Raw genomic sequence first — 20,181 nt, forward strand, 5'->3', positions numbered from 1 at the left:
TTTCTGTCACGCATAAAAAAACAGGGCCGAAGCCCTGTTCATTAAGCATATAACAAAGTGGTGTACTGATTAGAACTGGTAAGTCACGCCTACAGCAGCCATATCGTCGTTGCCGTTCAGACCGCCAACAGCTTTCGCGTAGTCGGAGTCTTTGTCCAGCAGGTTGATGTAGTAGTCAGCCCACACGTTGAAGTTCTTGTTGAAGTAGTAAGTGGTACCAACCTGGATGAATTTAGCCAGGTCTGCATCGCCACCGCTGAAGCCATTGACGGCAGCCAGGTCTTTACCTTTGGTCTGCACGTAGGAGATGGCTGGACGCAGGCCGAAATCGAACTGGTACTGAGCAACAACTTCGAAGTTCTGCGTTTTGTTAGCGAAGCCAGCATCACCGTTAGGACCGGTACGGGTGGTGTTACGGGTTTCAGCATAGGTGGTCGCCAGGTAGATGTTGTTGGCGTCGTATTTCAGACCCAGACCCCATGCTTCAGCTTTGTCGCCTTCGCCGTCAGCTTTCTGATTCAGAGTACGGTTAGCGTTGCTGTAAGATGCGATTGCACCGAAGCCTTCGCCGAAATCGTAGCCCAGGGAGTAGCCTACGCCGTCACCGTTAGAAGTTTTAACGTCAGCACGGTCGTTTTTGCCCTGGTACTGAACGCCCAGGCTCAGACCGTCAACCAGACCGAAGAAGTTGCTGTTACGGTAGGTCAGCAGACCGGTGCTGCGGCTGGTCATAAAGTTATCAACATAGTTACCGCCCCAGGTCATACCAGAGAAGGACGGCGCCATATCGGTGTAAGATTCTACGTCGTAAACGATACCGTAGTTACGACCGTAGTCGATGCTTCCAGCGTCGCCCGCTTTCAGGCCAGCGAAAGCCAGACGGTTTTTGTTTTTCTGTGCAGAGTTTTCTGCATCGCTAGCCACGAAACGGTATTCCCACTGGCCGTAACCGGTCAGCTGGTCGTTGATCTGAGTTTCGCCTTTGAAACCGATCTGCGCATAGGTAGCGTCGTTATTGTTTGTGCTATCACCGGAAGTCACGAAGTCGTGCTCGGCGTTAACTTTACCGTAGAAGTCCAGCTTGTTGCCGTTCTTGTTATAGATTTCTGCAGCGTTAGCTGCACCGGCTACCAGCAGGGCAGGGATTACCACTGCCAGAATATTGCGCTTCATCATTATTTATTACCCTCATTGGTTTTTTTATGACACTCGCCACTGCCGTCAATAAATTCTGTCAATAAATATTTCCGGAACTATTGATGAGAGTTTGGTGTCTTTATGTATCTGACAGGCATCTTTCCATTCGGCGAAGCGTTTCGCTAGCCTGAAAGTGCTACAATTCTCAAGATTAAGTAACCAAAAGAAATTATGTGTAACTAAATATGTATTTTTGGGAACTTTGTGAACCACCTCAAACTTCAGACCAGCCTGGCGAATTAAACGGCAAAACCTATCCTATATATATGAATTGCTTATGATTAATTGAGATAAAGGCGATTCGTATCAACAGACGTTAAACGACTCTGTTTTTCTTATGACCCCAAAAAGACTTCTGGATGGCTGTAAAAGTGGTTGAAATTTGTGCTATCGCTTGAGGATGTAATAATCGCAATAAGAATGGGGTTTATTTTTTGTGGCTGGATATTTCGCGGAAACAAAACGTAACAGGTAGTGGTTGTGACGGGGAGAAGGTTTAAAGACCCTGACTTTGCGCTGACGAAAACTGACAATACAGAATAAAATAATGGCCAGCAGATGCTGGCCATTTTAGTTTTTATCGATTAGAAGCTGGCGTTACGTGGAGTACGTGGGAACGGAATCACGTCGCGTACGTTCTGAACACCGGTAACGTAGGCGATCAAACGCTCGAAGCCCAGACCAAAACCGGCGTGCGGTACGGTACCGTAACGACGCAGATCGCGGTACCAGCTGTAGTCAGCTGGGTTGAGCCCCATCTCTTCCATACGCGCGTCCAGCACGTCAAGACGCTCTTCACGCTGAGAGCCACCGATGATTTCACCAATGCCCGGCGCCAGTACGTCCATCGCTGCCACGGTTTTACCGTCTTCGTTAAGACGCATATAGAAGGCCTTAATGTCTTTCGGGTAGTTTTTAACGACAACCGGCGCTTTGAAATGTTTCTCGGCCAGATAGCGTTCGTGCTCAGACGCCAGGTCAACGCCCCAGTAAACCGGGTTCTCGAACGTCTCACCGCATTTCTCGAGGATCGCCACCGCGTCGGTATAGTCCACCTGCGCAAAGTCAGCAGAGACGAAACGCTCCAGACGCGCCACAGCATCGCTGTCTACGCGTTCTGCGAAGAATTTCATGTCGTCAGCACGCTCTTCCAGCACCGCTTTGAAGACATACTTCAGCATTGCTTCCGCCAGACCCGCAACATCGTCCAGGTCGGCGAACGCCACTTCAGGCTCCAGCATCCAGAATTCCGCCAGGTGACGGCTGGTGTTGGAGTTTTCGGCACGGAAGGTTGGGCCAAAGGTGTAGATCTTAGACAGCGCACAGGCGTACGTTTCGCCGTTGAGCTGACCAGATACCGTCAGGAAGGCTTCTTTACCAAAGAAGTCTTTGTCATAGTCCACTTTACCTTCAGGCGTGCGCGGCAGGTTTTCCATGTCCAGCGTCGAGACGCGGAACATCTCACCCGCACCTTCCGTATCGGACGCGGTGATCAGCGGGGTAGACACCCAGAAGTAACCCTGCTCGTCGAAGAAACGATGCAGCGCCTGCGCCAGCGTATGACGCACGCGCGCCACCGCACCAATCAGGTTGGTACGCGGACGCAGGTGGGCGACTTCGCGCAGATATTCGATGCTGTGACGTTTTGCCGCCATCGGATAGGTGTCCGGATCGTCAACCCAGCCGGTGACTTCAATCGCGGACGCCTGAATTTCGAAGCTCTGGCCCTGACCCGGTGATGCTACAACCACGCCGGTAACAATGACGGAGCAACCGGTTGTCAGGCGCAGAACGTCATCATTGTAATTGGGCAGAGAATTATTAATGACGGCCTGTACAGGATCAAAGCAGGAACCGTCATAGACGGCAAGGAAGGAGATGCCAGCTTTAGAATCTCGGCGGGTACGCACCCATCCGCGCACGGTGACTTCCTGGTCAACGGCGACACGGCCCTGGAGTACGTCGGCTACAGGCACAACGCTCATAATATTCTCTCTGTTAATAGTCGGAAAAAATAAACACTTGTCCACCCTTAAGGGGGGATATCTATGTTACCTGCCATCTGCTATCAGACAAGTAAATTTCGCAGTCAAAAGAGAAGAATTGAGAAATAAATAAGGAGAAGGGAGCCATGAAGGCTCCCGTAAGCGCTTAACTGGCTTTTTTGATCTGGGGAAGATCGAACGCTTTGCGCAATGCGCGGACAAACGCTTTGTCATGGCAGATGGTTTTACCCGGGCTGTCGGAGAGTTTTGCCACCGGCTTGCCGTTACATTCCACCAGTTTGATGACGATATTCAGAGGTTTTACCTGAGGAATATCGCAGGTCAGACGGGTACCAATTCCGAAGCTCAGGTTCACCCGGGTGTTGAAATGGCGATAGAGTTCGACCGCTTTCGCCAGGTCGAGATTATCCGAGAAGACCAGCACCTTGCTCATCGGATCGATGCCGAGTTTCTGGTAATGGGCAATGGCCTTCTCGCCCCATTCAACCGGATCCCCGGAGTCGTGGCGTAACCCCTGGTAACGTTCAGCGAACTCGGGACCAAAGTCGCGCAGGAAGGCATCCATCGTAATACAGTCGGTGAGGGCGATCCCGAGTTGATTCGGGTACTCCTCAAGCCATGCGGCCAGTGCCGCGCGCTGGCTGTTAGCCAGGTCTGGGCTGATCTGCTGATGCGCCTGGAACCACTCGTGCGCCTGGGTGCCCATTGGCGTCAGGTTGAGGCGGCGTGCCAGATCGTAGTTACTGGTGCCCACGAACCACGGCTCCCGCTGCATACGTTTAACGATGGCCTCCTGAACGTCACGCGAGAAACGGCGACGTGTGCCAAAGTCCATCAGGCGGAAGCGGGACATGTCCAGCCCTTCGGTCAGCGTGGAGAAGGCAGTGAGTTTATTTTCCAGCGCGGCGACCGCCTGCTCGACGCCGGTTTCCGGCGAACGGTAGCGGTGAGCCAGTTCACTGATCACCGCCAGAAGCGGCACTTCCCACATGATCACTTCCCGCCACGGACCTTCAAGGCGAATATCCAGCTTGCCGTTATCGTTAAGCACGGTGACCTGTTCCGGCTTATAGCGGAAATCGCGCAGCCAGTTCAGGTAGTCGGCTTTGAAGAAAGGCAGGCCAGAAAGCCACTGATATTCCTCGTCCTGCAGCGTCAGATGCTGCATAGCATTGACCTGTTCACGGATGGCGTCTGCGTAGATACCAAGCAAGTCGTCGCCACGACAGCGGAATTCCGCCGCGACATTAACGTCATAGTAATGGTGGAAAACGGCTTGCTGCATATGCAGTTTATACGCGTCGGTATCCAGCAACGTATGCAGAACTGGAGAAGCGAATTGAGTCATAGGTGCGCAGTAGCATCCTCTCACAGGAGCGTTTAGTACAATAAACAACTCCGGAGTATACCTTGTTTAGTGATTTATTGAACCCCGATCACAACATAAGCGCGTTTTATGGTCGAGGGCATTTTGTGCCCCGTGTTATACAAATGTAGCAAAAAAAGGTTTTGTACCTGAAAAGATGAACATTCTGCATAGCGCGTTTTGCGCAACAGGAATATATTGAAACGTTACTCGACAAACGATGCATAAGGTTTTCTATGACACAACAGCCACAAGCCAAATACCGCCACGACTACCGTGCGCCGGATTACCTGATTAGCGAAATCGATCTGACTTTTGACCTGGATGCCACTAAAACCGTTGTCACGGCGGTGAGCCAGGTGACGCGTCACAGCGCAACTGCGGTGCCGCTGCGTCTGGATGGTGAAGACCTGACGCTGGTCTCCCTGCATATTAATGATGAAGCCTGGTCGGACTATAAAGAAGAAAACAACCAGCTGGTCATCGACAACCTGCCGGAACAGTTTACGCTGCGCATCGTGAATGAAATCAGCCCAGCCGCCAACACCGCGCTGGAAGGGCTTTACCAGTCAGGCGTGGCGCTGTGTACCCAGTGTGAAGCGGAAGGGTTCCGCCACATTACGTGGTATCTCGACCGTCCGGACGTCCTGGCGCGCTTCACCACCAAAATCATCGCCGATAAAACCCTGTATCCCTTCCTGCTCTCCAACGGTAACCGCGTAGGCGAAGGCGAGCTGGAGAATGGCCGTCACTGGGTACAGTGGCAGGATCCCTTCCCGAAACCGTGCTACCTGTTTGCGCTGGTGGCGGGGGACTTCGACGTTCTGCGCGACACCTTCAAAACGCGCTCAGGCCGCGAAGTGGCGCTGGAGCTGTTTGTTGACCGCGGCAACCTTGACCGTGCGCCGTGGGCGATGACCTCCCTCATCAACTCTATGAAGTGGGACGAGGAGCGCTTCGGCCTCGAATATGACCTCGACATCTATATGATCGTCGCCGTCGATTTCTTCAACATGGGCGCAATGGAGAACAAAGGCCTTAACGTCTTTAACTCCAAATACGTGCTGGCGCGTACCGATACCGCAACGGATAAAGACTACCTCGATATTGAACGCGTCATCGGCCACGAATATTTCCACAACTGGACCGGTAACCGCGTTACCTGTCGCGACTGGTTCCAGCTGAGCCTGAAAGAGGGCCTGACCGTCTTCCGCGATCAGGAGTTCAGCTCCGATCTGGGTTCACGCGCGGTGAACCGCATCAACAACGTGCGCACCATGCGTGGCCTGCAGTTTGCGGAAGATGCCAGCCCAATGGCGCACCCGATCCGCCCGGATAAAGTCATCGAGATGAACAACTTCTACACCCTGACGGTGTACGAGAAGGGCGCTGAAATTATCCGCATGATCCACACCCTGCTGGGTGAGGAGAACTTCCAGAAAGGGATGCAGCTGTACTTCGAGCGTCATGACGGCAGCGCGGCCACCTGCGACGATTTTGTGCAGGCGATGGAAGATGCCTCTAACGTCGATCTCTCTCACTTCCGCCGCTGGTACAGCCAGGCCGGTACGCCGATTGTTACCGTCAAAGACGACTACAACCCGGAAACCGAGCAGTACACGCTGACCATCAGCCAGCGCACGCCGCCTACGGCCGAGCAGGAAGAGAAATATCCGCTGCATATTCCGTTCAGCATTGAGCTGTACGATAACGAAGGCAAAGTCATCCCGCTCCAGAAGGGCGGCCACCCGGTACACCACGTGCTGAACGTGACCCAGGCCGAGCAGACCTTTATCTTTGATAACGTCTACTTCCAGCCGGTACCTGCGCTGCTGTGCGAATTTTCCGCGCCGGTGAAGCTGGAGTACAAGTGGAGCGATCAGCAGCTGACGTTCCTGATGCGTCACGCGCGTAACGACTTCTCCCGCTGGGATGCGGCGCAAAGCCTGCTGGCGACCTACATTAAGCTCAACGTAAACCGTCATCAGCAGGGCCAGCCGCTGTCGCTGCCTGTCCATGTGGCTGACGCGTTCCGCGCGATCCTGCTGGATGAGAAGATTGACCCGGCGCTGGCCGCTGAAATTCTGACCCTGCCGTCAGCGACTGAAATCGCCGAGCTGTTTGATATCATCGACCCGATTGCCATCGTGGCGGTGCGTGAAGCGCTGACCCGTACGCTGGCTGCAGAACTGGCCGATGAGTTCCTGGCGATTTATAACGCCAACAAGCTTGACGCTTATCGCGTTGAGCACGCCGACATTGGTAAGCGTTCTCTGCGCAATACCTGCCTGCGCTATCTGGCGTTTGGTGAAACCGGGCTGGCGAACACCCTGGTGAGCAAGCAGTATCACGAAGCGGATAACATGACCGACGCCCTGGCCGCGCTGGGTGCAAGCGTTGCCGCCGAACTGCCGTGCCGCGATGCGCTGATGCAGGAGTACGACGACAAGTGGCATAAGGATGGCCTGGTGATGGACAAGTGGTTCATCCTTCAGGCGACCAGCCCGGCGGCCGATGCGCTCAGCAACGTGCGCAGCCTGCTGAAGCATCGCTCCTTTACCCTGAGCAACCCAAACCGCGTGCGTTCTCTGATTGGCGCGTTTGCCAGCAGCAACCCGGCCGCGTTCCACGCCGAAGACGGCAGCGGTTATCAGTTCATGGTGGAAATGCTGACCGAGCTGAACAGCCGTAACCCGCAGGTGGCGTCCCGCCTGATTGAGCCGCTAATCCGTCTGAAACGCTACGACGCGAAGCGTCAGGCGAAGATGCGTGCCGCGCTTGAGCAGCTGAAAGGGCTGGAGAACCTGTCTGGCGATCTGTACGAGAAGATTGCTAAGGCGCTGGCCTGATAGAAAGCTTAACCCTCCCTCTCCCTGTGGGAGAGGGCCGGGGTGAGGGCATCAGGCATTAGCTTTAATCAACGCCCGCTCATTCACCCCACGTTTCATTACCCGATCCAGCACTTCCGCCTCTAGCTCCGCCAGTCTTGCCGAACCGACGCGACGAGGGCGAGGAAGATCGACCGTCAGGTCCAGGCCAATTTTCCCTTCTTCTATTAACAGCACCCGGTCAGCCATCGCGACGGCTTCGCTCACGTCATGGGTGACCAGCAGTACCGTAAAGCCGTGCGCCTGCCACAGGGACCAAATCAAATCCTGCATTTCGATCCGCGTCAGGGCATCGAGCGCGCCGAGCGGTTCATCAAGCAACAGCAGGCCCGGACGGTGAATCAGCGCGCGCGCCAGCGCCACGCGCTGCTTCTGCCCACCCGAGAGGGCTGCCGGCCATTCACCCGCACGATTTTCCAGCCCAACGGCGGCCAGCGCCTGGCGGGCTTCATCCCGCCAGTTGCCCTTCAGACCGAGCCCGACATTGTCGATAACCGTTTTCCACGGCAGCAGGCGCGCGTCCTGAAACATCATGCGGGTATCGTCCTGAATATTCGAAAGCGGCGTCGTTCCTGCCAGAATGTCACCGCCGTTGGGGGCTTCCAGTCCGGCCAGAAGGCGTAGCAGGGTACTCTTGCCGCCGCCGCTGCGACCGACAACGGCCACAAATTGTCCGGCGGGAATATGCAGATCCAGCCCGTTAAGAATGGTGTTTTCGCCGTAGCGTTTGGTCACACCGTTCAGCAGTAACGGTGTTCCCTGGTTCAGTCGTGCTGTATTCATGCTTTCGCCTCCTGAAGGGTGTAGGCCGGGTTCCAGCGCAGCCAGCTGCGCTCCAGCCACTGGGCGCTAACGTCGGCGAGTTTGCCGAGCAGGGCATACAGAATGATGGCAACCACCACCACGTCCGTTTGCAGGAATTCGCGGGCGTTCATCGCCAGGTAGCCAATGCCTGAATTGGCCGAGATGGTCTCTGCCACAATCAGCGTCAGCCACATCAGGCCGAGCGCAAAACGCACCCCGACCATAATGGAGGGCAGGGCGCCCGGCAGGATCACGTGTATAAAGAGAGAGAAACCCGATAAGCCGTAGCTGCGCGCCATCTCGACCAGACCGCGATCGATGTTGCGGATGCCGTGCCAGGTGTTGATGTAGATCGGGAACAATGTGCCCAGCGCCACGAGGAAGATCTTGGCGCTCTCATCAATACCAAACCACAGGATAACCAGCGGGATCAGCGCCAGATGCGGCACGTTTCGCAGCATCTGAATGGAGGTATCCAGTAGCCGCTCGCCCCAGCGGGAAAGGCCGCTGATCAAGCCCAGAACCAGACCGATGCTGCCGCCAATGGAAAACCCTATCACGGCGCGCCAGGAGCTGATCGCCAGATGCTGCCACAGCTCACCGCTCACGCTCAGCGACCAGAACGCTTCTACGACGCCCTCCGGAGAGGGCAGAATGCGGCTCGACAGCCAGCCGGTGGATGACGCGAGCTGCCAGAGAGCCACAATGCCGACGGGTAAAAACCACGGCGCGGCGCGCAGCAGCCATTTTTGTGAGGTGGCAGACATGGTCACTCCTTAGCTCTGTGCGGCTTTGCGTGGAATAAACTCGTTCGCCACGGCTTCGCCCTGAAGCTGAAGCCGCTGCGGCTGCGGAATTTCCGGAATGGCAACATCCAGATGCGGGAATAACAGCTCGCCCACCTTGTATGCCTCTTCCAGATGCGGATAACCGGAGAGAATAAAGCTGTCGATACCCAGCTCGGCGTATTCATTAATCCGGGCGGCTACGGTCGGCCCGTCGCCGACCAGCGCCGTGCCCGCACCGCCGCGCACCAGACCGACGCCCGCCCACAGGTTCGGGCTGATCTCCAGGTTCTCGCGCTTGCCGTTGTGCAGGGACGCCATTCGGTGCTGTCCGACGGAGTCGGTCTTCGCAAACGCGGCCTGCGCCTTCGCAATGGTCTCATCGTCCAGATGGGAAATCAGGCGGTCGGCGGCCTGCCAGGCTTCTTCATTGGTTTCGCGCACAATCACGTGCAGGCGAATGCCGAAGCGCACCTTGCGGCCATGGGCGGCTGCTTTAGCGCGTACCTGGGCAATTTTTTCTTTCACCAGCTCAGGCGGTTCGCCCCAGGTCAGATAGAGATCGACCTGCTCTGCCGCCAGATCCTGGGCCACATCCGACGATCCGCCAAAATAGAGCGGCGGGCGCGGCTGCTGCACCGGCGGGAAGTAGAGTTTCGCGTCGCGAACGTGAATATGTTTGCCTTCAAAGGTGACGGTTTCACCTTCGAGCAGACGTCGCCAGACGCGGGTGAACTCGGCGGAGGCTTCATAGCGCTCGGTATGGTCGAGGAACACCCCATCGCCCGCCAGCTCCTGCGGATCGCTGCCCGTCACCAGGTTAAACAGGGCGCGACCGTTGGACAGCCTGTCCAGCGTTGCCGCCTGACGCGCCGCCACGGTGGGGGAGACTACGCTCGGGCGTAATGCAACCAGGAACTTCAGGCGCTGGGTGACCGGGATCATCGACGCGGCCACCAGCCAGGCATCTTCACATGAACGTCCGGTCGGGATCAGCACCCCGGTGAAACCGATTCGGTCCGCCGCCTGCGCAATCTGCTGCAGGTAGCCGTGGTCAACCGGGCGCGAGCCCTCTTCTGTACCAAGATAGTGTCCATCACCGTGGGTAGGTAAAAACCAGAAAAGATTCAGACTCATGATTTAGCTCCTTCTTTGCCTGCGGGCTGCCAGATGCGTTCGCGAATAGTGACCTGTTTTGGTACCAGGTGGTTTTGATAGAAAAGGTCAGCCGTTTGTTGCTGAAGCGCGGCGACGTGCGCGTCCACAGGCGTAATGGTGGTCGGCGGACGGTGGTTGAGATAGCTCGCGATCACCGGCTCAGGTAAGCCCATGGTTTTCGCCAGCAGGGTAATGCTCTCCTGGCGCTGGGTCTGGGTCAGCGCATCGGCCTGGGTAAAGGTATCCAGTACGCCCTGAATAAATGCGCCGTTCTTTTCCGCATAAGGACGGGCGGCCAGATAGAACGAGCCGGTCTGCTTCAGCGTGGTACCGTCTTTCAGCACGCGAACGCCGCCCTGCAGTAATGCGGCGGAGTAGTACGGATCCCAGATAGCCCAGGCATCAACGTTCTTCTGCTGGAACGCGGCGCGGGCGTCGGCAGGCGTCAGGTAAACCGGTTGAATGTCCGTGAACTTGAGCCCGGCTTCTTGCAGGGCGCGCAGCAGCAGGTTGTGTGAGCTGGAACCTTTCTGGAAAGCAACTTTATGCCCTTTAAGGTCGGCGACGCTTTTAATATCGCTGTTTTCAGGCACCAGAATCACTTCTGCCTTTGGTTTGGGCGGCTCAACGCCAACATAGACGAGGTCTGCTCCCGCCGCCTGGGCGAATATCGGCGGAATATCACCCGTGCTGCCGAGATCGATACTGCCAACGTTCAGGGCCTCAAGCATCTGCGGGCCAGCCGGGAACTCCACCCAGGAGAATTTGGTGTCCGGGAAGCGTTTTTCCAGAAGCTGGTGGCTTTTCGCCAGCACCATGCTGACGCTGCCTTTCTGGTAGCCAATGCGTAAACTTTCCGGAGCCGTTTCTGCGGCATGGGCCAGCGAGGTAAGCGCCATCAGACCTGCCAGGCCGATGCGGGTTAACGTTTTAAACATGTGCGACTCCTTGAGGCTGACCAAACGCCGGCGCCTGAATATCCCTGCGGTGCAGAGCGTGCCAGAAGGTTTCCAGGGCAGTATCGAGGCGGGTTTGCAGGTTCGGCGTAAAATGAGGTTTATGTTGATAATCGATAACCTGGGAGTCATCTGCGAAAACGCCGTGGAGGATCTCCTGCGCTTTCAGCGCGTTCAGCACCGGCTTCAGGGCATAATCCACGGCCAGTAAATGGGCAACCGTACCGCCCGTTGCCAGCGGCAGCACGACTTTGCCGTCCAGCGCGCGTTCAGGAAGCAGGTCGAGCAGGGTTTTCAGCGCCCCGGAAAAAGAGGCTTTATAAATGGGCGTTGCCACAATTAAGCCGTCAGCTCCGTTAAGCTGCTCAATGAGCGTTTTAAGCGCAGGGCTGTCGAAACGGGCATAGAGCAGATCTTCAGGTTCGAAGTTATGCAGGTTCCAGTGGCACACTTCCACATCCAGGGCATTGAGTTTTTCGCGGGCATATTCCAGCAGGGCGCTGGAGCGCGAAGGGAATCGTGGACTTCCGGCCAGGGTAATGACGCGCATACTTCCTCCTTATAACTAATTGTTTGCTTTTATCTAACATTCATAACAATTTTCAGGAGTGTGACACCGCGCGGTTATTCCACTAAATGATTTATCTGCAATTAAAATGCGAAAAAGTGCATAAGAAATAGGCAGGGAGGAAAACGATTGCGTTTTACGCTGATTTTTTGCCGCAGGTCAATTCCCTTTCGCGCGTGGATCGCCCATAATCCCCTCCCGGTTTGCACACCGGGAATCCAGGAGAGTTCATGTACTACCCCTTCGTTCGTAAAGCCCTTTTCCAGCTCGACCCTGAGCGCGCTCATGAATTTACATTCCAGCAATTACGTCGTATTACCGGAACGCCTCTGGCCGCTCTGGTGCGTCAGAATGTGCCGGAAAAACCTGTGCAGTGCATGGGTCTGACCTTTAAAAATCCGCTGGGTCTGGCGGCGGGTCTGGACAAAAATGGCGAGTGCATTGATGCCCTGGGCGCGATGGGCTTTGGCTCCATTGAAATCGGTACCGTCACGCCGCGCCCGCAGCCGGGAAATGACAAGCCGCGCCTGTTCCGCCTGGTTGAAGCCGAAGGGCTGATCAACCGCATGGGCTTTAATAACCTCGGTGTTGATCACCTTGTTGAGAACGTAAAAAAAGCCCATTTTGACGGGATATTAGGCATCAATATCGGCAAAAATAAAGACACGCCGGTAGAGCAGGGTAAAGATGACTATCTGATTTGTATGGAAAAAGTCTACGCCTATGCCGGTTATATTGCGGTGAATATTTCTTCACCCAATACCCCGGGGCTGCGTTCCTTACAATATGGCGAAGCGCTGGACGATCTTCTGAGTGCCATTAAAAATAAGCAAAATGAACTCCAGACGATCCACCATAAATATGTTCCGGTCGCGGTTAAGATCGCCCCGGATCTTTCTGCCGAAGAATTGATCCAGGTTGCCGACAGTTTGGTTCGCCATAATATTGATGGTGTGATTGCGACCAATACCACCCTCGATCGTTCCCTCGTACAGGGAATGAAAAACTGTGACGAAGCGGGTGGGTTAAGTGGACGTCCGGTACAATTAAAAAGCACCGAAATTATTCGCGCCCTGTCTGTGGAATTAAAAGGACGTCTGCCGATTATTGGCGTCGGCGGCATTGACTCAGTGATTGCTGCACGCGAGAAGATGGCTGCGGGTGCGTCACTGGTGCAAATCTATTCCGGCTTTATTTTTAAAGGACCACCGCTGATTAAAGAAATCGTTACTCATATCTAATCTTTTCTCTTAATCAGACAACCAGGGCTTTATTTCCAGCCCTGGTTGTTTTATATTCCGTCACTGTTGCTTATTTAAACATTATAGTCTTTTATTAATGGTGTTATAAACGAAGCGGCGATCAGGACAATTTTAGTACAGGATGTTTGGGGACGGGAGAGACACATGCGAATTAAACCTGACGATAACTGGCGCTGGTATTTTTGCGACGAGCATGATCGAATGATGCTCGATTTAGCCAATGGCATGTTGTTTCGTTCTCGTTTTGCCCGCCGAATGTTAACCCCGGACGCGTTTTCCCCGTCGGGCTTTTGCGTTGACGATGCGGCGCTTTATTTCTCTTTTGAAGAAAAATGCCGCGATCTGGTGCTCTCGAAAGAGCAGCGTGCCGAGCTGGTATTAAATGCGCTGGTGGCTATCCGCTTCCTGAAACCGCAAATGCCAAAAAGCTGGCATTTTCTTGCGCACGGTATGAGCTGGACCCCGGCAACGGGTGACGCGGCCAGCGTAAATCTGAGCGATACCGCAGAAGAGGTAAGCCTGTTGGTGGTTGAGCCAGGCGAAAATGCTGCGCTCTGCCTGCTGGCACAGCCCGGCGTAACCATTGCCGGGCGGACGATGCAGCTTGGCGATGCCATTAAAGTGATGAACGACCGGCTGAAGCCACAGCTGCGCGTAGATTCCTTCAGCCTCGAACAGGCGGTTTAAGCTTCCAGCTGTACGGACGTTTTCGGTATGCAGCTACAGCACAGGATTGTGCCGTCATTTCCAATTGCCGATTTTTTCAGCGCACTGACCTCTCCATCCACCAGCTTGATGCGGCAGCATCCGCAAATGCCTGCGCGACAGGAATAGGGTACGCGAATACCTGCCTGCTCCAGTTGCTCCAGTAATACCTGCTGGTTGTTGCCACGGATGACGTTGCCCTGCCAGTGAATATCTACCGCAGAAGCGACATTCGTCACAACGTCGACCATTTCTTCTTCCTGACCTGAGCCGTACACTCTTGCTGGCCCGCGGGCCAGGATCTCTACCTCATCACCGACGCGAATTGCGCCGCTGGAGCGAGGGATCAGGTTCTGGCCGAAATCCACATCGCCGTTGTCCTGCGCGGTGCGGAACGACTGCAGCGTCTTCAGCGGTTCGCCGGAAGGGTGCTTCTGGCCTTTCTCAGGGCTCACCGTGGTGAAAATGCAGCGGCTACAGGGTTTAACGACGTCAAAAATGACGCTGCCAATGCGGATCACTTTCCAGGTGTCTTCTTCCCAGGCGTCGACACCCGTCACCACCAGGTTAGGGCGGAACTGTTCCATCTGAACGCTGGCTTTGCAGCGGCCTTGTAAATCACGCAGCGAGGCTTCGTTAGTCAGCAGGAAAGGGAAGCCATCGGCGAAGGAGAGGGGAACGGCGTCGTGGCGCTTCACGCGACGCGTCGGTTCAGGCCCAACCCAGCGCAGCTGCACGTCGCGGGAGAAGAAACCGCTCAGCCAGCGGTTAATTTCATCCGGAGCGATGCGCGCGGTAAAATGATTGCCCCACACTTCCGTTGGCGCATCGACAGGCGCAAAATCAGCAAAGCGAATGACCGTACTGGAACCGTCCGGCGCGGTCAGATGCAAACCGTCATGAAGCGGGGAAGGGGTAAAGCGAACCATCTGCGGGAACTGGCGTGCGGTAATGAACGTGCCGTCAGGCTCGGTGACCATAAAAATACGATCGAAGGCAAATCCGCTCATGTCGGCCAGCGCGTGAGAGACGCCGATTCCGCGCATGGATTTCACCGGATGAATAAAAAGCCTGGATAACGTCGCCACTGCACACTCCCACAAGTGAAAATAAGCCTTCAACTTTATGACATACACGCCATATTAGCTATAATGCGCGACAATTTTCTAAGAGTAAAAGTGACGATATGAATTCTCTGTTTGCCAGTACGGCCCGTGGGCTGGAAGAGCTGTTAAAAACTGAACTGGAAAGCCTGGGCGCACAAGAGTGTCAGGTGGTTCAGGGTGGTGTCCACTTTGAGGGCGACACGCGGCTTATTTACCAGAGCCTGATGTGGAGCCGTCTGGCGTCGCGCATCATGCTGCCGATGAAGGAGTGCAAGGTCTATAGCGACCTGGACCTCTATACCGGCGTACAGATGATCGACTGGACAGAGATCTTCACGCCAAATGCCACCTTTGCGGTGCATTTCAACGGCGTGAACGACGAGATCCGCAACAGCCAGTACGGTGCCCTGCGCGTAAAAGACGCCATTGTGGACTGCTTCACGCGTAAAAATAAGGAACGTCCGAACGTCGATCGCGAAAATCCGGATCTGCGTATTAACGTCTGGCTCAACGGCGACACGGCGAGTATTTCTCTCGATCTGAGCGGCGCGGGCCTGCACCTGCGCGGCTACCGCGATCGTACCGGTATGGCGCCAATTAAAGAAACGCTGGCCGCCGCCATCGTCATGCGCTCCGGCTGGCAGCCGGGCACGCCGCTGCTCGATCCGATGTGTGGTTCCGGTACGTTGCTGATTGAAGCGGCCATGCTGGCAACCGACCGCGCGCCGGGCCTGCATCGCGGTCACTGGGGCTTTAAAGGCTGGGCACAGCACGACGAAGCGATCTGGAAAGAGGTCAAAGACGACGCGCAAACCCGCGCGCGCAAAGGTCTGGCGGAGTACACCTCCCACTTCTACGGTTCGGACAGCGACCCGCGCGTCATTGAACGCGCGCGCAGCAACGCCCGTCGCGCCGGTATCGGCGAGCTGGTCACCTTCGAGGTGAAAGACGTGGCGAACCTGACCAACCCGCTGCCAAAAGGCCCGTACGGAACCGTGATCAGCAACCCGCCATACGGCGAGCGTCTGGACAGCGAACCGGCGCTGATTGCCCTGCACAGCCTGCTGGGCCGCAATATGAAGGACTACTTCGGCGGCTGGAACCTGTCTCTGTTTAGCGCCTCGCCGGAGCTGCTGAGCTGCCTGCAGCTGCGTGCCGATCGCCAGTTTAAGGCGAAAAACGGCCCGCTGGACTGCGTGCAGAAGAACTACCATCTGGCGGAGAAAGCGGCAGACAGCAAGCCATCCGGCGTGGCGGAGGATTACGCCAACCGCCTGCGCAAGAACCTGAAGAAATACGAGAAGTGGGCGAAGCAGGAAGGGATTGAATGCTACCGCCTGTACGACGCCGACCTGCCGGAGTACAACGTGGCGGTTGACCGCTACGCGGACTGGGTGGTGATTCAGGAATATGCTCCACCGAAAACCATCGATGCGCAAAAAGCGCGTCAGCGCATGCTGGACGTCATTGCGGCGACCATCGCCGTGCTCGGCATCACGCCAAACAAGCTGGTGCTGAAAACCCGCGAGCGGCAGAAAGGGAAAAACCAGTACCAGAAGATGAATGAGAAGGGCGATTTTATCGAAGTGGGCGAGTACAACGCCCGCCTGTGGGTAAACCTGACCGACTATCTGGATACCGGCCTGTTCCTGGACCACCGTATCGCCCGTCGCATGCTGGGCCAGATGAGCAAGGGCAAAGATTTCCTCAACCTGTTCTCCTATACCGGCAGCGCGAGCGTGCATGCGGGTCTGGGCGGCGCGCGGAGCACCACTACGGTGGATATGTCCCGCACCTATCTGGAATGGGCGGAGCGCAACCTGCGTCTTAACGGTTTAACCGGACGCCAGCACCGCCTGATGCAGGCCGACGTGCTGGGCTGGCTGCGTGAAACCGACGAGCAGTTCGATCTGATCTTTATCGATCCGCCGACCTTCTCCAACTCCAAGCGTATGGAAGATAGCTTTGACGTACAGCGCGATCACCTGCGCCTGATGACCGACCTGAAGCGCCTGCTGCGCAAGGGCGGCACCATTATGTTCTCGAACAACAAACGCGGCTTCCGTATGGACCATGACGGTTTAGCAGCCCTGGGCCTGAAAGCACAAGAAATCAGCCAAAAAACGCTGTCTCAGGACTTTGCCCGTAACCGTCAAATTCATAACTGCTGGTTGATTACCGCGGTCTGAAAGGAAAAATAAATGTCATTAATTAGCATGCACGGCGCGTGGCTCTCTTTTAGCGATGCGCCACTTCTCGATGATACTGAACTGCATATTGAAGATAACGAACGCGTCTGTCTTGTAGGCCGTAACGGCGCGGGTAAATCCACGCTGATGAAAATCCTCAACCGTGAACAGGGCCTGGATGACGGGCGCATTGTTTACGAACAGGATCTGATTGTTTCCCGTCTGCAGCAGGACCCTCCTCGTAACGTGGCGGGTACCGTTTATGATTTCGTTGCAGAAGGGATTTCTGAGCAGGCTGAATACCTGAAGGGCTACCACGAAATTTCACATCTGGTGATGACCGACCCAAGTGAAAAAAATCTCAATGAGATGGCGCGCCTGCAGGAGCTTCTGGATCATCACGGTCTGTGGCAGCTTGAAAGCCGTATCACCGAAGTGCTGGATCAGTTAGGTCTGGATGCGGATATGGAGCTGTCGGCGCTCTCCGGCGGCTGGCTGCGTAAAGCGGCGCTTGGCCGCGCGCTGGTCAGCGGCCCGAAGGTGCTGTTGCTGGATGAACCGACCAACCACCTGGATATCGAAGCGATTGACTGGCTGGAAGGGTTCCTGAAGACCTTTAACGGCACCATTATTTTCATCTCACACGACCGTTCGTTTATCCGCAACATGGCGACGCGTATTGTCGATCTCGATCGCGGCAAGCTGGTGACTTATCCTGGCGATTACGATACCTATCTGCTGGAAAAAGAAGAAAACCTGCGCGTGGAAGAGCTGCAAAATGCGGAGTTCGACCGCAAGCTAGCACAGGAAGAGGTCTGGATCCGTCAGGGTATCAAAGCCCGCCGTACCCGTAACGAAGGCCGCGTGCGTGCCCTGAAGGCGATGCGTAACGAGCGCAGCGCTCGTCGTGAAGTGATGGGCAGCGCGAAGATGCAGGTCGAAGAGGCATCCCGCTCCGGTAAGATTGTCTTTGAAATGGAAAATGTCGATTACCAGGTCGATGGAAAAGTTCTGGTGAAAGACTTCTCCGCTCAGGTGCAGCGTGGCGATAAAATTGCCCTCATTGGCCCGAACGGCTGTGGTAAAACCACGCTGCTCAAGCTGATGCTCGGTCAGCTGCAGGCTGACAGCGGCCGCGTTCACTGCGGGACCAAGCTGGAAGTCGCCTACTTTGACCAGCACCGTGCAGAGCTGGACCCAGACAGAACGGTGATGGATAACCTTGCTGAAGGTAAGCAAGAGGTGATGGTTAACGGTAAACCGCGCCACGTGCTGGGCTATCTGCAGGACTTCCTGTTCCATCCGAAACGTGCAATGACCCCGGTGCGTGCGTTGTCAGGCGGGGAGCGAAATCGTCTGCTGCTGGCGCGTTTGTTCCTGAAACCGAGTAACCTGTTGATTCTCGATGAACCAACGAACGACCTGGATGTCGAAACGCTGGAACTGCTCGAAGAACTGATTGACGGCTATCAGGGTACCGTGATGCTGGTCAGCCACGATCGTCAGTTCGTTGATAACACCGTGACCGAGTGCTGGATCTTCGAAGGTGAAGGGCGAATTGGACAGTACGTCGGCGGTTATCACGATGCAAAAGGGCAGCAATCGCAGTCTCTGGCGCAGAAACAGTCAAAGTCCAAAACAGGTTCTGAACCTGCTGTAACAAAAGCAGAAACTGTCAAGAAAACCTCGGCTAAACTAAGTTATAACCTGCAGCGCGAACTGGAGGGGCTACCTCAGCGTCTGGAAGAGCTGGAGAACGCGCTTGAGGATCTGCAAAAACAGGTTGCTGATGCGTCATTCTTTACCCAATCTCATGACTATACTCAGAAAGTACTGGCTGAACTGTCCGCGGCTGAAAAAGCCCTGGAAGAAGCATTTGAGCGCTGGGAGTACCTTGAGTCTCTGAAGAACGGCGCATAAACAGGGATAACATATGTGTGACCAGCACCATGCCGACAGGCATATTTTATGCTCGCAATGCGATATGCTCGTGGCGTTGCCAGAGCTTGGTCACGGACATAAAGCCCTGTGTCCACGTTGCGGTGCGACGTTGACAACCGAGTGGGACGCGCCGCGGCAGCGTCCCACTGCTTACGCTCTCGCAGCATTGTTCATGCTGCTGCTCTCCAATCTCTTCCCCTTCATCTATATGAAGGTGGGGGGGATAACCAGCCAGGTGGATTTGCTTGAAATCCCGGGCGTGATGTTCTCGGAAGATTACGCCAGCCTCGGCACCTTTTTTCTCCTGTTTGTCCAGATAGTCCCGGCGTTGTGCCTGGTCGCCATCCTTTTACTGGTGAACCGCGTTAGGATGCCGGTATCACTGAAAATCCGGCTTGCGCGTATCCTTTTTCAGCTCAAAAGCTGGGGCATGGCCGAGATTTTTCTGGCGGGCATTCTGGTCAGTTTCGTGAAGCTGATGGCGTATGGCGATGTGGGGATCGGCAGCAGCTTTGTTCCCTGGTGCCTGTACTGCGTCCTGCAGCTGCGCGCGTTTCAGTGCGTGGACAGGCGCTGGGCGTGGGATGATATCGCCCCGGCACCGACGCTTGCGCAGACGGTGAAGGTCGGCGTGCCCGGTATTCGTCAGGGGCTGCGTTCTTGCCCCTGCTGCACCGCCGTACTGCCCGCCGATCTCGACGTTTGTCCACGCTGCGAAACAAAAGGTCACGTACGCCGTAAAAATAGTCTGCAGTGGACGATGGCGCTGCTGGTTACGTCCATCATGCTGTATCTGCCCGCCAATATTCTGCCGATCATGATCACCGATTTGCTTGGCGACAAAATGCCCTCGACGATCCTGGCCGGGGTGGTATTGCTGTGGGGCGAAGGTTCTTATCCGGTCGCCGGCGTCATTTTTATCGCCAGTATTATGGTGCCAACCCTAAAAATGATCGCCATCGCCTGGCTCTGCTGGGATGCGAAAGGTCATGGGAAACGCGACAGCGAGCGCATGCACCTGATTTATGAAGTGGTCGAGTTTGTCGGACGCTGGTCAATGATTGACGTGTTTGTCATCGCCGTTCTCTCTGCGCTGGTGCGGATGGGCGGTTTGATGAGTATTTATCCCGCGATGGGGGCTTTAATGTTTGCACTGGTTGTGATTATGACCATGTTTGCGGCCATGACCTTCGACCCTCGTTTATCGTGGGATCGTGAGCCTGAATCAAGCCATGAGGAAGAGTAAGAGC

General features: G+C 55.5%; 15 protein-coding genes. 6 read left to right on the top strand and 9 right to left on the bottom strand.

Annotated features, from left to right (window positions below):
- Positions 1-69: 69 nt before the first annotated feature.
- From AB8846_RS00505 to pncB, 3 genes are all read right to left on the bottom strand, one after another.
- Entirely contained in the window at positions 70-1,176 is a 1,107-nt protein-coding gene (locus AB8846_RS00505; RefSeq protein ID WP_331412823.1) for a porin, read from the bottom strand.
- Between the two features lie 605 nt (positions 1,177-1,781).
- A complete protein-coding gene (gene asnS / locus AB8846_RS00510; RefSeq protein ID WP_063144409.1) occupies positions 1,782-3,182 on the bottom strand; it encodes an asparagine--tRNA ligase in 1,401 nt (466 codons plus the stop codon).
- 166 nt (positions 3,183-3,348) lie between these two features.
- Entirely contained in the window at positions 3,349-4,551 is a 1,203-nt protein-coding gene (gene pncB / locus AB8846_RS00515) for a nicotinate phosphoribosyltransferase (RefSeq protein WP_370731765.1), read from the bottom strand.
- Between the two features lie 254 nt (positions 4,552-4,805).
- On the opposite strand from pncB, the gene pepN reads away from it, so the two are divergent.
- Positions 4,806-7,418, top strand: coding sequence for an aminopeptidase N (pepN, locus tag AB8846_RS00520; protein WP_370731766.1), 2,613 nt, complete (start codon positions 4,806-4,808; stop codon positions 7,416-7,418).
- Positions 7,419-7,469: 51 nt separating this feature from the next.
- Here the strand turns inward: pepN and ssuB are convergent, their stop codons facing one another.
- The 5 genes from ssuB to ssuE are packed head-to-tail and all read right to left on the bottom strand — an operon-like array spanning position 7,470 to position 11,710.
- On the bottom strand, positions 7,470-8,240 hold the full coding sequence (ssuB, locus tag AB8846_RS00525; protein ID WP_370731767.1) for an aliphatic sulfonates ABC transporter ATP-binding protein: 771 nt from the start codon (positions 8,238-8,240) through the stop codon (positions 7,470-7,472).
- The gene (ssuC, locus tag AB8846_RS00530) at positions 8,237-9,028 is read right to left on the bottom strand and encodes an aliphatic sulfonate ABC transporter permease SsuC (protein WP_023311016.1); all 792 of its coding nucleotides are present in this window, start codon (positions 9,026-9,028) and stop codon (positions 8,237-8,239) included. The genes ssuB and ssuC overlap by 4 nt, the downstream gene beginning before the upstream one ends.
- 9 nt (positions 9,029-9,037) lie before the next feature.
- Positions 9,038-10,183 (bottom strand): FMNH2-dependent alkanesulfonate monooxygenase, encoded by a 1,146-nt coding sequence (ssuD, locus tag AB8846_RS00535; RefSeq protein ID WP_032638814.1) that lies wholly within the window; start codon positions 10,181-10,183, stop codon positions 9,038-9,040.
- Positions 10,180-11,142, bottom strand: a complete 963-nt coding sequence (locus AB8846_RS00540; RefSeq protein WP_370731768.1) for a sulfonate ABC transporter substrate-binding protein — start codon at positions 11,140-11,142, stop codon at positions 10,180-10,182. Before AB8846_RS00540 ends, ssuD begins: the two co-directional genes overlap by 4 nt.
- Entirely contained in the window at positions 11,135-11,710 is a 576-nt protein-coding gene (ssuE, locus tag AB8846_RS00545) for an NADPH-dependent FMN reductase (protein WP_023335146.1), read from the bottom strand. The genes AB8846_RS00540 and ssuE overlap by 8 nt, the downstream gene beginning before the upstream one ends.
- Before the next feature lie 248 nt (positions 11,711-11,958).
- Here ssuE and pyrD point away from each other — a divergent pair, with 248 nt between their 5' ends.
- Positions 11,959-12,969, top strand: coding sequence for a quinone-dependent dihydroorotate dehydrogenase (gene pyrD / locus AB8846_RS00550; RefSeq protein ID WP_063143992.1), 1,011 nt, complete (start codon positions 11,959-11,961; stop codon positions 12,967-12,969).
- A gap of 165 nt (positions 12,970-13,134) precedes the next feature.
- On the top strand, positions 13,135-13,677 hold the full coding sequence (gene zapC, locus AB8846_RS00555) for a cell division protein ZapC (RefSeq protein WP_023311020.1): 543 nt from the start codon (positions 13,135-13,137) through the stop codon (positions 13,675-13,677).
- Here the strand turns inward: zapC and AB8846_RS00560 are convergent.
- On the bottom strand, positions 13,674-14,783 hold the full coding sequence (locus AB8846_RS00560; protein ID WP_370731769.1) for a YcbX family protein: 1,110 nt from the start codon (positions 14,781-14,783) through the stop codon (positions 13,674-13,676). The genes zapC and AB8846_RS00560 overlap by 4 nt on opposite strands.
- Before the next feature lie 98 nt (positions 14,784-14,881).
- Between AB8846_RS00560 and rlmKL the strand changes: the two genes are divergently transcribed.
- The 3 genes from rlmKL to pqiA are packed head-to-tail and all read left to right on the top strand — an operon-like array spanning position 14,882 to position 20,177.
- On the top strand, positions 14,882-16,990 hold the full coding sequence (gene rlmKL / locus AB8846_RS00565; RefSeq protein WP_059346432.1) for a bifunctional 23S rRNA (guanine(2069)-N(7))-methyltransferase RlmK/23S rRNA (guanine(2445)-N(2))-methyltransferase RlmL: 2,109 nt from the start codon (positions 14,882-14,884) through the stop codon (positions 16,988-16,990).
- A gap of 12 nt (positions 16,991-17,002) precedes the next feature.
- On the top strand, positions 17,003-18,910 hold the full coding sequence (locus tag AB8846_RS00570) for an ABC transporter ATP-binding protein (RefSeq protein ID WP_063143988.1): 1,908 nt from the start codon (positions 17,003-17,005) through the stop codon (positions 18,908-18,910).
- A 13-nt stretch (positions 18,911-18,923) separates the two neighbouring features.
- On the top strand, positions 18,924-20,177 hold the full coding sequence (gene pqiA, locus AB8846_RS00575; protein WP_063143987.1) for a membrane integrity-associated transporter subunit PqiA: 1,254 nt from the start codon (positions 18,924-18,926) through the stop codon (positions 20,175-20,177).
- Positions 20,178-20,181 lie beyond the last annotated feature (4 nt).

The organism is Enterobacter sp. KB-221C9 (assembly GCF_041320715.1).
In the GTDB taxonomy this organism is placed as follows: Bacteria; Pseudomonadota; Gammaproteobacteria; order Enterobacterales; family Enterobacteriaceae; genus Enterobacter; species Enterobacter asburiae_D.